Genomic DNA, 12,624 nt, shown 5'->3' with positions numbered 1-12,624 from the left:
TCAGGCCTGCGGCAGCGGCGCGCGCGGATCGATGAGACCCTTGTCGCGCAGCGCGAGCCACAACTCGCGGGGCAAATTCGTCTCGAACGAGGCGACGTTCTCGCGCACCTCCTGCGGGCTGCGTGCGCCGTTGAGCACCGTCGCCACGGCCGGGTGCGCATAGGGAAACTGCAGCGCCGCCGCCGCGAGCGGCGCGTCGTAGGTCCGGCAGATGGTATCGAGCCGCGCCACGCGTTCGACCACTTCCTGGGGCGCATCGGCGTAGTTGAACTTGAGTTCGCCGAGCAGCCCGTGCGCGAGAATGCCCGAATTGAACGCGCCGCCTAGCAGAATGCTCACACCCTTCTTCTCGCACTCGGGCAGGAGGTCGTCGAGCGGCGCCTGTTCGAGCAGCGTATAGCGGCCTGCCAGCAGCGCGCAGTCGATGTCGAATTCCTGCATCGCTTCGCGTATCACTTCGCGCTCGTTCACGCCGAAGCCGATCGCCTTGATCGCGCCCGCCTTGCGCAATTCGTCGAGCGCCTTGAAACCGCTGTCGCTCAGTTGCCGCCAGTAGTGCTCGTTGCGCTCGCCGTGCGTATAGCGGCCGATATCGTGCACGAGCAGGATATCGATCTCGACGAGGCCGAGCCGCTGCTGGCTGTCTTCGAACGAACGCAGGATGCCGTCGCGCGTGTAGTCGAAGATCGCTTCGAAGGGCAGCGGGTTTTGCCAGCCCTCGCTGCCGTCGTACGGGTGCGTGCGCGGCACGAAATGGCGGCCCACTTTCGTGGAAATCACGTACTCACTGCGCGGATAGCGCCGCAACGCCGCGCCCAGCCGGTGCTCGGCCTTGGTGTGGCCGTAGTGCGGCGCGGTATCGAAAAAGCGGATGCCGGCTTGCCACGCGGCATCGACGGTGGCTTGCGCCTCCTCTTCGGACAGGTCGCGATACAGGCCGCCGAGCGGCGCGGTGCCTAGACCCAATGCGCTGACTTCGAGCGCCGTGCGGCCGATACGGCGCGTATGCGCCACCCTGGGATGCTGTTCTTGCGCCATGGCTCGTCACCTCCTGGAGATGGTTGCTCTCACAACGAAATCATCCGACTGCGCATTTCAGTTCGCGGCTTCGACAATCGGCACGCGCACGCTGGCGGGCAGGCATGCGGGGCCGACTGGCTCGAACGTCTTGTACGTGAGGATAAACTCCTGGTGCCCGAGCATTTCCGACTTCGAACGCTCGCCGCCCGCTACCGCCAGCGTGCGGTCGAACACTTCGCGCCCCACTTCGTCGAGCGTCGCGCGTCCTTCCAGAATGCGGCCCGCGTCCACGTCCATGTCGCCGGCGAGGTTGCGGTAGGTCAGCGGGTTCGCGCACACCTTGATGACGGGCGCAAGCGCCGAGCCCACCACCGACCCGCGCCCCGTCGTGAACAGGATCACGTGCGCGCCGCAGGCGATCAGCTCCGCGATTTCCGCATTGTCGCTGATATTCGGAAAGCCGAAGCGCGGCTCGCCATCGGGCACCACGTCGAGCAGATAGAGACCACCCGTGGGCGGCACGTCGCCCGGCTTCACGATGCCGACGATCGGCGAGGCGCCGCTTTTCGCATACGCGCCGAGCGACTTCTCTTCCTGTGTGGTGAGGCCGCCGTCCGCATTGCCGACGGCGAACGAACCGTGGCCGAGAATCGAGTAATAGCGCGCCGCCTTGGCCACGCTCGCGACGATCTCCTCGCCCAGTTCGGGCCTGGCCGCCCGGCTCTTCATGTGGAATTCACAGCCTACCAGTTCGCCGGTCTCCTCGAAAATGCAGGCCGAACCCGCTGCGATCAGCTGATCGAAGGCGCGGCCCACAGCCGGGTTGGCGGTGATGCCGCTCGTGCCGTCCGAGCCGCCGCAAATCGTGCCAACCACGAGTTCATCGAGGCGCATCGGCACCTTCTGCTGCGCGGCGAGCTGCGCACGCGCCTCGCGCACCCAGTCGAGACCGTACTGGATCGTGCTGCGCGTGCCGCCCTTTTCCTGGATCGTCAGGACTTCTACCGGACGGCCACTGGCGCGCACCTGCTCCACGAGATAGTGCTTGTTCATGCTTTCGCAGCCGAGCGAGACGAACAACACCGCGCCCACGTTCGGATGCGTGGTGAGCTGCTTCATCATCTTCTCGGCGTAGCTGTTCGGGAAACAGCCCGGAAATCCGATCAGATGCACCGGCGGCTCTTTTGGCTGCTGCAGCGCGTGCGGATCGTCGAAAGCGCCAAAGGGCTCGCGGAACTGCGCGACGATTTCCTGCGCCACATGGTGCGCGCATTCCACGAGATAGGCCACCGCAACCACGTTGCGAATGCCCTTGCGGCCGTCGTTGCGCAGCCAGCCTTCGAGCATCGGCGCGGCGGCTTGTGAAGGGGTGACGTTGCTATCGCTCATAACTTGAATCCTGCTCGCGGCACGTGCCGCATCATGGTGGCGTTACTTGTGCGGCACGAACTCGTGCCCCGCGTCGTGCGTATAGGTCGGCAAGTAATCGCTTTCCAGGTTGTGCGTGTGCAGATGCTCGCCGCGCGCCACCGGCTCGTTCACGTGGCCGATGCGCGCGCCATAGCGCAGCACCTTCTCGTCTTGCGCGAGCGCGCGGCGCGCCACCTTGTGGCCGAGTTCGATCGTCTTCGCGAGCGTCACGCGCTCGCCTTCTATCTCCACCGTCTCGCCCGCCGCCAGGCGCGCCGCCGCGATCAGGCAGTTGTCCTCAGGCGCGAGCAGAATGAGGCGGGAGTCGGTATGGGGTGCGTTGCCGTTCACAGATAGTCTCCGCGTTTAGTTCTGTGCCTCGCCGCCCGCGAGCCGCGCCACCATCAGCGAGCCGAGGATGATCGCCCCGTAAATCGCCTGAATCCAGAACGACGGCACCTGAGCGAGCGTGAGCAGGTTCTGCACCACGCCGAGCAGCAGCACGCCCGAGAGCGCACCGAGCATCGTGCCCTTGCCGCCGTCGAGCGAAATGCCGCCGATCACGGCCGCCGCGAACACCGTGAAGATCATGCCGTTGCCCTGGTTCGCGTTGATCGCGCCCACGTAGCCGGTGACGATCAAGCCGCCAATCGCAGCGAGCACGCTGCCGAGCACGAACACGCCCCACGTGATGCGCTCCACGCGGATGCCCGCGGCGCGCGCCGCGTCGGGATTGCCGCCGATCGCATAGAGCGCGCGGCCCACGCGGTGATAGCGCAGCATGAACGCGGCAATCGCGAATGCGGCAGCGGCAAGCCACACGGAAACCGGCAGGCCGAGCACGATGGTGGTGGCGAGCGCGAAGAACGACGAAGGCATGTCGAAGAGCGTGCCGCCTTTGGTTGCGCCCACCAGCATGCCGCGCAACACGATCAGCATCGCGAGCGTGACGATGAAGGCGTTCAGGCGCAGCCGCACGACCAGAAAGCCGTTGATGAAGCCGATCAGCGCGCCCACCGCCACGATGGCGGCGAGCCCCGCGAAAGCGGGCCATTGCAAGCCGAAGCCCGCCGAAGCGGCCGGCATGACGAGCATCGCGCCAACGGCGGGCGCAATACCCACCGTCGATTCGAGCGAAAGATCGAACTTGCCCGTGAGCACGATCAGCGATTCGGCGAGCACCACGAGCGCGAGCGCAGCGGAAGCCCCGAGCACGCTGATGAGATTCGCGCGCGTGAGAAAGCTCGGGCTCACGAAACCGCCGATCACGAGCAGCAGCACCAGTGCGGGCAGCAGCGCGAAATCGCGCAGGCGCGCCAGCTGGATGCGCGGACGCGCACCGCGAGCGCTCGCGGCCGCATCGGCCTGCGCCGCCGCGAACGCGGGCGTCGAAACACTATTCTTCATGGAGATCGACTCCTTCAATCAATGCGATCAGTTCGTGGTCCTGCCATCCGGCCGCCATTTCGGCGACCACCTCGCCGCGAAACATCACGAGCACGCGGTCGCAGGTGCGCAAGTCGTCGAGTTCGCTCGACACCACGAGCACGGCCTTGCCTTCGTCGCGCACGCGGTCCACGACCGAGAGCAGCGCTTCCTTCGACTTCACGTCCACGCCGGCCGTGGGGTCGATCAGCACGAGAACGTCAGGATTGCTTGCCAACGCGCGCGCCATCACCACCTTTTGCTGGTTGCCGCCCGAAAGCCCCGAAACCACGTGATCCGGGCCTTGCGCGACGATGCCGAGCGCCTCGATCATGCGCTTGCCAAATGCCTGCTTCTTCGCCGGCGGTGCGAAACCGAAACGCCCCAGCAAGCCCGCAATCGTCATGGAAGCGTTCTCGGCCACTGACTGCGTGAGCACGAGCCCTTCATGATGGCGGTCCTTCGGCACGCAGCCCACGCCGCTCGCCAGCGCCGCAGGCACGTCGCCGGGCGTGAGCGGCGCGCCTTTCACGCGGATCTCGCCCGCGCGCTGCGCCGCGAGTCCTGCAATCGCCTCGCCGACGCTCGTGCGGCCGCTGCTCGTCGCGCCCGTGAGGCCCACCACTTCGCCACGCTTGAGCGTGAACGACACGTCGTGATAGTCATGACCCGTGAGGCCGCGCACTTCGAGCGCGAGCGGCGCGTTGGCGGGCAGCGCCGCGCGCGCCGCCGCATCGGCGACGTTCAGGCCGCCGCGCTCGCCCGTCATGGCTTCGATGAGTCGCTCGCGCGGCAATTCGGCCACGCTCGCGCTCACGATGTGCCGCGCGTCGCGCAGCACCGTGACGGCCTGGCAAATCTCGTACACCTCCTGCAAATGGTGCGAGATGAACAGGAACGTCACGCCTTCGCGCTGCAATTCGTCGATACGCCGGAAGAGGCGCTTGATTTCCTCGCCGTCGAGCTGCGCGGTCGGTTCGTCGAGGATGATGAAACGCGCGCCATACGACAGCGCCCGCGCGATCTCCACGAGCTGGCGCGCCTCGACCGTGAGGTCGCCCGCGCGCGCGTCCTCGCGCACGTCGATGCGCCAGTGGTCGAGCAGCGCACGCGCGTCGCGGCGCATGGTGGGCCAGTCGATCACCCCGCGCCGCCTTGGCTGGCGATTGATGAAGAGGTTCTCCGCGACCGTGAGATCGCGAATGATGGTCGAATGCTGATACACGCAGGCCACGCGCTCGCGCCAGGCGTCGCGGTCGGCGAGCGCGGGCGCGCTCTCGCCGTTGAAGCGCACGCTGCCTTCGTCGGGCTTGCGCAAGCCGGTGAGGATCGAAACGAGCGTGGACTTGCCCGCGCCGTTACGGCCCACCAGCGCGTGCGATTCGCCGGCCATCACGCGCAGGCTCACCTCGGCGAGCGCCGCGGTGGAGCCATAACGCTTCGTCACGCCGCTCGCCTCGACCACCGGCAAGCGGGCACGCATGGCCGCCTCGCGGCTGCCCACCGATACCGCGCCGCCCCACGGCGGCGCGCTATCTGCCACGGCCCGATCGCTGGTTCGATCGTTCATTTGACGGTGTTGCCCCACAGGTTCTTGTCGTCGACGTTTTGCTTCGTCACGAGCGGCGCCGGCAACTGGTCTTCGAGAACGCCGGACTGCAGCTGGATGATGGTGCTGTCGTGATCGGTCTTGCCCGGCTTGAACGTCTTGCCCTCCAGCGCGGCCTTGATGTAGTAGAGGCCGTACTTCGCATAGAGGTCGGCGGGCTGCGATACGGTCGCATCGATCTCGCCCTTGCGGATTGCTTCGAACTCCTGCGGAATGCCGTCATTGGAGACGATCACGATGTGCTTCGGATCGCCCGCGGGAACGAGCAGCTGCTTACGGCGCAGCGTTTGCAGCGTGGGCGAGAGATACACGCCGCCCGCCTGCATGTAGATGCCCTTCACGTCGGGGTTCGCGGTGAGCAGGCTGTCCAGTGCGCTCGCCGCGACGTCGCCCTTCCAGCCAGCCGGAATTTCGAGCAGCGACAGATTCGGATAATTCTTCAGGCACGCGCGGAACGCTTCCGAACGGTCGCGACCGTTCACCGAGGCGAGGTCGCCCATGATCTGCACGACCTTGCCCGACTTCACGTGCTCGCCGATGTATTTGCAGGCCTGCTCGCCGTACGCGCGATTGTCGGCGCGCACGACCATCGCCACGTTGCCCTGGGTGGGCGCGACGTCCACGGCCACGACCTTCACGTCTTTCTGCGCGGCGTTGCCGAGCGCGCGGCTGATCGCCGCCGAATCGATCGGCCCGACCACGATGCCCTTCGCACCCAGATTGATCATGTTGTTCATGTCCGTGATCTGCTGGACGGGATCGTTGTTCGAGTTCACGGGCGCGAGGATGTCGATGCCGTCCTGCTTCGCATACGCGCCGAGGTAGTTGTTGTACGACTGCCAGAACGGCGAGGTGAGGAGCGGCAGGCCAAGGCCAACCTTGCCGAGTTCGGCTGCGTTACTTGCGCTCGACGCGCCGAACGCCGCAGCACAGGCCGCGGCGACGCACAGCGTCCTGGTGGCGGCGCGGGCGAAGGCGCCGCGCGTTTGGTGAATTCCGGTGGAGCGGCGGGCCTTCGAGAGCCCGGATGCGAACGCCATGTGTGTCTCCTGTCGACGCGCCTCGCGCGCCGATTCTGTCGTTGATGAATCGCATGTGTTTGCCGCGCCCACGTGGAATGCTCGAAGCGCCGGCGACCCGTTGCAACTGCCTCTTCCCTACCTGACGACGCTGGCGTTTATTCACCAGTGAACGTATTATTCATATACGCACATCAAGAGGTCAAGCGATGTGCAGTGCAGCAAGGGTCCGTGATTTCCCTGGGGACGATCGAATGGAAAAAAACACGAAGAAGAGCCAGATGGACAACGTGCCCGAAGAAACCGACGAGAAAGACGACGCCGATCGCTATCGCGCGCCCGCGCTGGACAAGGGGCTCGACATCCTCGAACTGCTTGCGGAGCAGCGCGCCGGCCTCACGCGCGCCGAGATCACGAAGGCGCTGGGGCGCAACGCGAGCGAGATTTACCGCATGCTCGAGCGGCTGGTGGCGCGGCAATACGTCATCCGTTCGGAAGGCGGCGACCGCTATGCGCTGAGCCTGAAACTCTTCGCGCTCGCCCACCGTCACCCGCCCATGGAGCGACTGATCTCGGAAGCGCTGCCGCTCATGCAGCGCTTCGCCGACGAAGCCGAACAGTCTTGCCATCTCACCGTGTACGACCGCGGCAACCTGCTCGTGATCGCCCAGGTGGACGGGCCGGGCACATGGGGTATCGCGGTGCGGCTGGGTTCGCGCGTGGGTCTCGTCGATACGAGTTCGGGCCGCACGCTCCTCGCCTGGCAAACGCGGGAGCAGCGCGCGCACATGCTCGCGGAGCATACGAAGGTGAAGGGCGAAGTGACGATCGATCACGCGGCGCTGGAAGCCGCGTGCGAGCAGGTGCGCGAGGCGGGCTTCTCGCGCAAGGACAGTCAGCAGATTTTCGGCGTGACGGACGTGACGTTTCCGGTGCTCGGGCCTTCGGGTCAGGCAATCGCGGCGCTCACCTGCCCGTTCCTCAAGCGTATCGACGACTATGTCGCCCCCTCGCTCGACGAGGCGACGCAAATGCTGAGCGCGACCGTGCAGACCTTGTCGATGTTTCGCGAGGACGGCGTGGCCTGACGCCCGGTGGGGCTCAGTACGAACGTTGCTTGATGCCCCAGCGCCCGGCGTCGAACGTGACGATCCACAGATTCTCATGAATGGAGAGCCGGCCACGCAAAACGGTTAGAATGGCGGCCCTCTCAAAAAAACCCGTGCGCCTTGTATGGCGAACGCGCATTCGAAACCCATGGCGAAACTCCTGAACGATCAAGAATTCCAGCGCTTTTCCGAGCTTCAGCAGAAACAGGCGAGCTTCACGATCACGCCCGACGAAGCCGACGAGCTGCGCGACATCGTCGCGCGCGCGCAGAAAAAGCGCGACGACCGCGCCGACGCGATGAAGACCGTCGAAACCGCCATCGCGCAATTCGAGATCGCTCCCGAGGAGCTTTTCACGGCCGAGCAGATCGCGGAAGCCGCGCGCAATTTCGGCCTGATTCCGGCCACGCGCAAGGAGCGCGTGCTGCCGCCTTCGCTCATCTTCAACGGCAAGACGCACCAGTGGACCACGCGCGCGCTGCCCGAGGACATTCGCGCCCCGTTGTTCGAGGCGTTCCAGGGCGGCCAGTCGGTCAAGGCGTTCATCGCCACGCCCAAGGACGCCGCGCGCTGCGCCGCGACCATCGCGCGGCTGGAGAAAGAAACCGGCGCGCAGTACGGCGAAGCGTGGCTCGAAGAACTCGCACTCACGCGCGGCCAGATCGACGACGCGCTCGCGAAGCTGGCCGCTTAAGCAGCGAGGCGCGCCGGCTCAGTCGAGCGGCATGCGAAAACCGACCACGCCCGGGTCTTCCGTGGGCGTGACGGTGAAGCCGCAGGCGCGCGCGAGGCCGATCATCGGCGCGTTCTCGCGCAGCGCCTCGCCGAGCAGCCAGTGCGTGCCGCGCGAGCGCACGTACTCGATGATGCGCGACATCAGCAAGCGCCCAAGGCCGCCACGCTTGAGATTCGACAGAATCGCGACCGCGAACTCGGCGGTCTCGTTGTCCGGATCGGCCACGGCGCGCACCACACCCAGCGTGCGCGGCTGGCCGTCCTCGCCCTGCACGACCGCAATCAGCGCCATCTCGCGGTCATAATCGATTTGCGTCATGCGCGCGAGCTGCGTGTGATCGAAGCTGCGCACCGCCGAGAAGAAGCGCAGGCGCAAGTCGTCGGGCGTCATCGACTCGACGAACGTGCGGTGCATGTCCTCGTCTTCGGGACGGATCGGGCGGATCGTGAGGCGCTCGCCGTGCCAGTCGATGGTATCTTCCAGCCGCCGCGGATACGGCATGATCGCGAAGCGGCTGCGCTTTTCCGCGAGTTGCAGGCAGGGCGCGACGACCACGACCGCCTCTGGCAGCACCCGCAGCGTCAGACGCAAGCCCACAATTTCCCGCACCTCGCACACGAACTGCGACAGCTCGGTGAGCGCAGCCAGCGTTGGCTCGGGCGCCGTGTAGCGCGCATAGGGCGAGTGCGCGACGATGTCGCGCGAGAGCACGGGGTTCAGCGGCGGCAGGCTGTACACGCGCAGCGGCGGTGAAAAATCGTCCGGCGAAGGCGCGGCGAAACGGAACACCGGGCCGAAGTTGTCGTCGTCGCGAAATTCGACCGACACGTCCACCACCGGCCTCACGCCCGGCTCGTCCTGCGCCTGGGTGGCGAGCCCGAACAAGGCCAGCAATCTGCCCGCCTCCTCCCCTTTCAGTTCCGTACGCCCGGCCGCCAGCGCCGCGCGCGCTTCGCCCTGCGCGGCCTCGATCGCGGCCGGGCCCTGGGCGGGCATCGTCTCTGGCGTCTGCATCAATAGCTCGCGGCCCAGCCGGTAATCGACGAGACGCGCAAACGCGCGCGCCAGACGCCGCGGCGTGGTGTGCACCGGAATGCCGTGCGCGTGCAGTTCGTCGCGCGTGGTTTCGTCCACGCCGCCGAAGAAGCACGCGAGCATGCCGCGATACGCGAAACGCTGTTGCTCGATCAGCGTGCGCGCCACCGCGTCCACGGGCGCGCTGTGGGTGGGCGCATGCACGACGAACGCCGTGCCGCTCGAGCGGTGCGGGGCGAGCGTTTGCAGCGCGAGACCGAAGTGCTCGGGCTTCGCGGTGTCGCCGAGCACGAGCGGATTACCGGCCTGCGCGTGCGGCAGCGCGGCCTGGACGGCCGCGAGCGCTTCGTCGTTCCAGCGTGCGAGCGTGTCGCCGGCTTTCATGAAGGCGTCGCGCGCAAGCGTAGCGACGCCGCGGTCGCTCGCGATGAGCGTGGCCGTGTCGCTCGCGGCCACGCGGCCCACGCCGAGCGTTTCGATTTCGTCGAGCAGGTCGTCGAGCGTGTCGACACGCACGAGGCCCGCGCGCCGGAACGCCGCCGTGTAGAGCGCATCGCCCTTGTCGTCGCGGCCGCTGCGCAGCGCGAGCACGGGTTTGTTGCGCGCCGCCGCGCGCGCCGCCGACATGAACTTGCGCGCCGCGCGGATCGTGTCCACTTCGAGCAGGATCGCGCGCGTACTCGGGTCGCTCGCGAGATAGTCGAGCACGTCGCCCACGTCGACGTCGGCTTCGTCGCCGAGCGCGATCACGTGCGAAAAGCCCAGGCCGCGTGGCGCGGCCCAGCGCAGCACCGCGTTAGTGAGCGCGTTGGACTGCGACACCCAGGCCACGCCGCCCTTGCGCGCAATCGACGCCGCCGCGCCCAGCTGCGCGTTGAGCGCGGGCGTGAGCGCGCCGAGACTGCCGGGGCCGACGATACGCAGCAGGTGCGGGCGCGCCGCCGCCAGTGCGTGGCGCAGGTCGGCCTGATCGGCCTCGTCGCGCACCTCGCCGACGATGATCGCCGCGCGCGTGCCCATGCCGCCGAGGCGATGCACCAGCGCGGGCCACGTGGCGGGCCGCGTGCAGATGACGGCAATGCCAGGCGCCTCGGGCAGGTCGCCCGCGTCGGCGAGCACCGGTCGGCCGTCGAAGGCTTCGAAGTCGCCCGCATGGCGCGGATTGACGGCCCAGAGCGGGCTCGTGAAGCCGCCTTCGATCAGCCGCCGCCACACCATGCTGCCGATGCTGCCGGGGCGCTGCGAAGCGCCGATCACGGCCACGGATTTCGGCTGGAACACTGCATCGAGATTGCGTACGGTCACAGGCACTCCTCGTCGGTCGGACAAGCGCTTGCCAATCAGGCGAACGCCGGTTTGTCGTCTTTTACCGTTACGAGAAGAGGATAGGGCAAGCGCGCAGGCGCTGCGCGTTTTTCGCCCGGCGCGTATGAGCGCAGATGCGGCGGTATGGCGTCGCACGCCGCCCTGGGCGTGTGACACCACGATGCACGAGAAGGAACTTCGCTGGTTTGAAAACACGGCGCGGGCGCGCCGCGCGTGTTACATCGACTTGCGGAACGGCGCGCCCGAATGCTCGCGCAGCTCGTTGAACACGATCTTCGGCCAGGCCTTTTGCGCGACCTCGATTTCGGAGACGTGCGAGGCGAGATAGGTCGGCGCGTTCGACGCGTCATAGGCCATGCGGGCCTCGTACGAATCGGTGAAGCGGCGCAGCTCGGCGGGATCGTCGCTGGTCACCCAGCGCGAGAGGCGATAGCGCGCGGGCATCAGGCGCACGGCAACCTTGTACTCGGCCGCGAGGCGGTGCGACACCACTTCGAACTGCAGCTGGCCGACCGCGCCCAGAATCGTTGCGCCGCCGTGGATCGGACGGAACACCTGGATCGCGCCCTCTTCGCCAAGCTGCTTGAGCGCTTCGCCCAGTTGCTTCGCGCGCATCGGATCGACCACTTCGATGGTCTGGAAGATTTCCGGCGCGAAAAACGGCAGACCCGTGAATTGCAGGTCTTCGCCTTCGGTGAGCGTGTCGCCGAGACTCAGCGTGCCGTGGTTAGGAATACCGATGATGTCGCCCGGGTAGGCCTCGGCCACGGTCTCACGACGCTGCGACAGGAAGCTCACCACGTTGTTCGCGCGGAAGGTCTTGTTGTTGCGCGTGACCTTCAACTGCATGCCGCGCTCGAAATGGCCCGAGCACACGCGGATGAACGCCACGCGGTCGCGGTGCGCGAGGTCCATGTTGGCCTGCACCTTGAACACGACGCCCGTGAACTTCGGCTCGTCGGGCGAGACCGGTCGCTGCACGGCCATACGCGGCGACGGCGGCGGCGCGAGATCGACCAGGGCGTCGAGAATTTCCTTCACGCCGAAGTTGTTGATCGCCGAGCCGAACAGCACCGGCGACTGTTCGCCCGCGAGGAAAGCGTCGCGATCGAAGGTGGGCGTCGCGCCCGTGATCAGCTCGACTTCTTCCTTGGTGCGCTTCCAGTGATAGCCGAAGCGCGCTTCGCCATCGGCGTCGCTAATGTTCTGCAGCGTTTCCACCGCGCCGCCCAGCGACTCCTGGCCCGCGCGGAACACGCGTACCTGGTCGCGCTGGATGTCGTACACGCCCTGGAACTCCTTGCCCATGCCGATGGGCCAGGTGAACGGCACGGCGGCCACGCCAAGATGCTGCTCGATTTCGTCGAGCAGGTCGAGCGGCTCGCGCACTTCGCGGTCGAGCTTGTTGATGAACGTGAGAATGGGCGTTTTGCGGCTGCGGCAGACTTCGAGCAGCTTGAGCGTTTGCGCTTCCACGCCGTTCGCGCCGTCGATCACCATCACGGCCGCATCGACTGCCGTGAGCACGCGGTAGGTGTCTTCCGAGAAGTCCTCGTGGCCCGGCGTGTCGAGCAGGTTGATGACGGCGTCGCCGTACTCGAACTGCATCACCGAGCTGGCGACCGAAATGCCGCGCTGCTTTTCGATCTCCATCCAGTCGGAGGTCGCGAAGCGGCCGCTCTTCTTGCCCTTCACGGTACCGGCGATCTGGATCGCGCCCGAAAACAGCAGCAGCTTTTCGGTGAGCGTGGTCTTGCCCGCGTCCGGGTGAGAAATGACCGCGAACGTGCGGCGGCGTCTGAGTTCGGCTACTGACATGGATAGGACGGGTATCACGGATGAATTCGGGCAACCGGGCCGCGCGGCGGGGGTTGCGGCGAGCGCGGCGGCGCTTGCGGGCGCGTTTTCAGGCAACGCTTACGGCGCGTGCGGCGG

10 protein-coding genes are annotated in these 12,624 nt (G+C 66.8%); 2 read left to right on the top strand and 8 right to left on the bottom strand.

The window, feature by feature from the left end:
- The 6 genes from A3CW_RS0106705 to A3CW_RS0106680 all read right to left on the bottom strand — a co-directional run bounded on the left by A3CW_RS0106705 (nt 1) and on the right by A3CW_RS0106680 (nt 6,504).
- Nucleotides 1–1,038: an aldo/keto reductase gene (locus A3CW_RS0106705; RefSeq protein ID WP_028202867.1), complete on the bottom strand. Its 1,038-nt coding sequence runs from the start codon at nt 1,036–1,038 to the stop codon at nt 1–3.
- A 57-nt stretch (nt 1,039–1,095) separates the two neighbouring features.
- Nucleotides 1,096–2,409, bottom strand: a complete 1,314-nt coding sequence (locus A3CW_RS0106700; protein WP_051481283.1) for a UxaA family hydrolase — start codon at nt 2,407–2,409, stop codon at nt 1,096–1,098.
- A 42-nt stretch (nt 2,410–2,451) separates the two neighbouring features.
- Complete coding sequence (locus A3CW_RS0106695) at nt 2,452–2,781, bottom strand: UxaA family hydrolase (protein ID WP_028202865.1); 330 nt, start codon at nt 2,779–2,781, stop codon at nt 2,452–2,454.
- Nucleotides 2,782–2,796: 15 nt separating this feature from the next.
- Nucleotides 2,797–3,837, bottom strand: coding sequence for an ABC transporter permease (locus A3CW_RS0106690; protein WP_028202864.1), 1,041 nt, complete (start codon nt 3,835–3,837; stop codon nt 2,797–2,799).
- The gene (locus A3CW_RS0106685) at nt 3,827–5,338 is read right to left on the bottom strand and encodes a sugar ABC transporter ATP-binding protein (RefSeq protein WP_035512534.1); all 1,512 of its coding nucleotides are present in this window, start codon (nt 5,336–5,338) and stop codon (nt 3,827–3,829) included. The genes A3CW_RS0106690 and A3CW_RS0106685 overlap by 11 nt, the downstream gene beginning before the upstream one ends.
- Nucleotides 5,339–5,421: 83 nt before the next feature.
- Nucleotides 5,422–6,504: a sugar ABC transporter substrate-binding protein gene (locus A3CW_RS0106680; RefSeq protein WP_081771548.1), complete on the bottom strand. Its 1,083-nt coding sequence runs from the start codon at nt 6,502–6,504 to the stop codon at nt 5,422–5,424.
- A gap of 233 nt (nt 6,505–6,737) precedes the next feature.
- Between A3CW_RS0106680 and A3CW_RS0106675 the strand changes: the two genes are divergently transcribed.
- Both A3CW_RS0106675 and A3CW_RS0106670 read left to right on the top strand, forming a co-directional pair.
- On the top strand, nt 6,738–7,571 hold the full coding sequence (locus tag A3CW_RS0106675; protein ID WP_407669711.1) for an IclR family transcriptional regulator: 834 nt from the start codon (nt 6,738–6,740) through the stop codon (nt 7,569–7,571).
- A 169-nt stretch (nt 7,572–7,740) separates the two neighbouring features.
- Nucleotides 7,741–8,286, top strand: a complete 546-nt coding sequence (locus tag A3CW_RS0106670) for a hypothetical protein (protein WP_028202860.1) — start codon at nt 7,741–7,743, stop codon at nt 8,284–8,286.
- An 18-nt stretch (nt 8,287–8,304) separates the two neighbouring features.
- On the opposite strand, the gene A3CW_RS0106665 is transcribed toward A3CW_RS0106670, so the two are convergent.
- Both A3CW_RS0106665 and A3CW_RS0106660 read right to left on the bottom strand, forming a co-directional pair.
- A complete protein-coding gene (locus A3CW_RS0106665) occupies nt 8,305–10,668 on the bottom strand; it encodes a bifunctional acetate--CoA ligase family protein/GNAT family N-acetyltransferase (RefSeq protein ID WP_028202859.1) in 2,364 nt (787 codons plus the stop codon).
- 237 nt (nt 10,669–10,905) lie between these two features.
- Nucleotides 10,906–12,507, bottom strand: a complete 1,602-nt coding sequence (locus A3CW_RS0106660) for a peptide chain release factor 3 (protein ID WP_028202858.1) — start codon at nt 12,505–12,507, stop codon at nt 10,906–10,908.
- Nucleotides 12,508–12,624 lie beyond the last annotated feature (117 nt).

This window comes from Paraburkholderia nodosa DSM 21604, assembly GCF_000519185.1.
In the GTDB taxonomy this organism is placed as follows: Bacteria; Pseudomonadota; Gammaproteobacteria; order Burkholderiales; family Burkholderiaceae; genus Paraburkholderia; species Paraburkholderia nodosa.
Note: the sequence above shows the minus strand (reverse complement) of the source record. Positions and strands in the feature narration are given on the sequence as shown.

What these genes read in the sequence shown, in the direction of transcription:
- A3CW_RS0106705 (WP_028202867.1), bottom strand. Translation starts at nt 1,038, where the DNA reads ATGGCGCAAGAACAGCATCCCAGGGTGGCGCATACGCGCCGTATCGGC.
- A3CW_RS0106700 (WP_051481283.1), bottom strand. Translation starts at nt 2,409, where the DNA reads ATGAGCGATAGCAACGTCACCCCTTCACAAGCCGCCGCGCCGATGCTC.
- A3CW_RS0106690 (WP_028202864.1), bottom strand. Translation starts at nt 3,837, where the DNA reads ATGAAGAATAGTGTTTCGACGCCCGCGTTCGCGGCGGCGCAGGCCGAT.
- A3CW_RS0106685 (WP_035512534.1), bottom strand. Translation starts at nt 5,338, where the DNA reads ATGCGTGCCCGCTTGCCGGTGGTCGAGGCGAGCGGCGTGACGAAGCGT.
- A3CW_RS0106680 (WP_081771548.1), bottom strand. Translation starts at nt 6,504, where the DNA reads ATGGCGTTCGCATCCGGGCTCTCGAAGGCCCGCCGCTCCACCGGAATT.
- A3CW_RS0106675 (WP_407669711.1), top strand. Translation starts at nt 6,738, where the DNA reads ATGGAAAAAAACACGAAGAAGAGCCAGATGGACAACGTGCCCGAAGAA.
- A3CW_RS0106670 (WP_028202860.1), top strand. Translation starts at nt 7,741, where the DNA reads ATGGCGAAACTCCTGAACGATCAAGAATTCCAGCGCTTTTCCGAGCTT.
- A3CW_RS0106660 (WP_028202858.1), bottom strand. Translation starts at nt 12,507, where the DNA reads ATGTCAGTAGCCGAACTCAGACGCCGCCGCACGTTCGCGGTCATTTCT.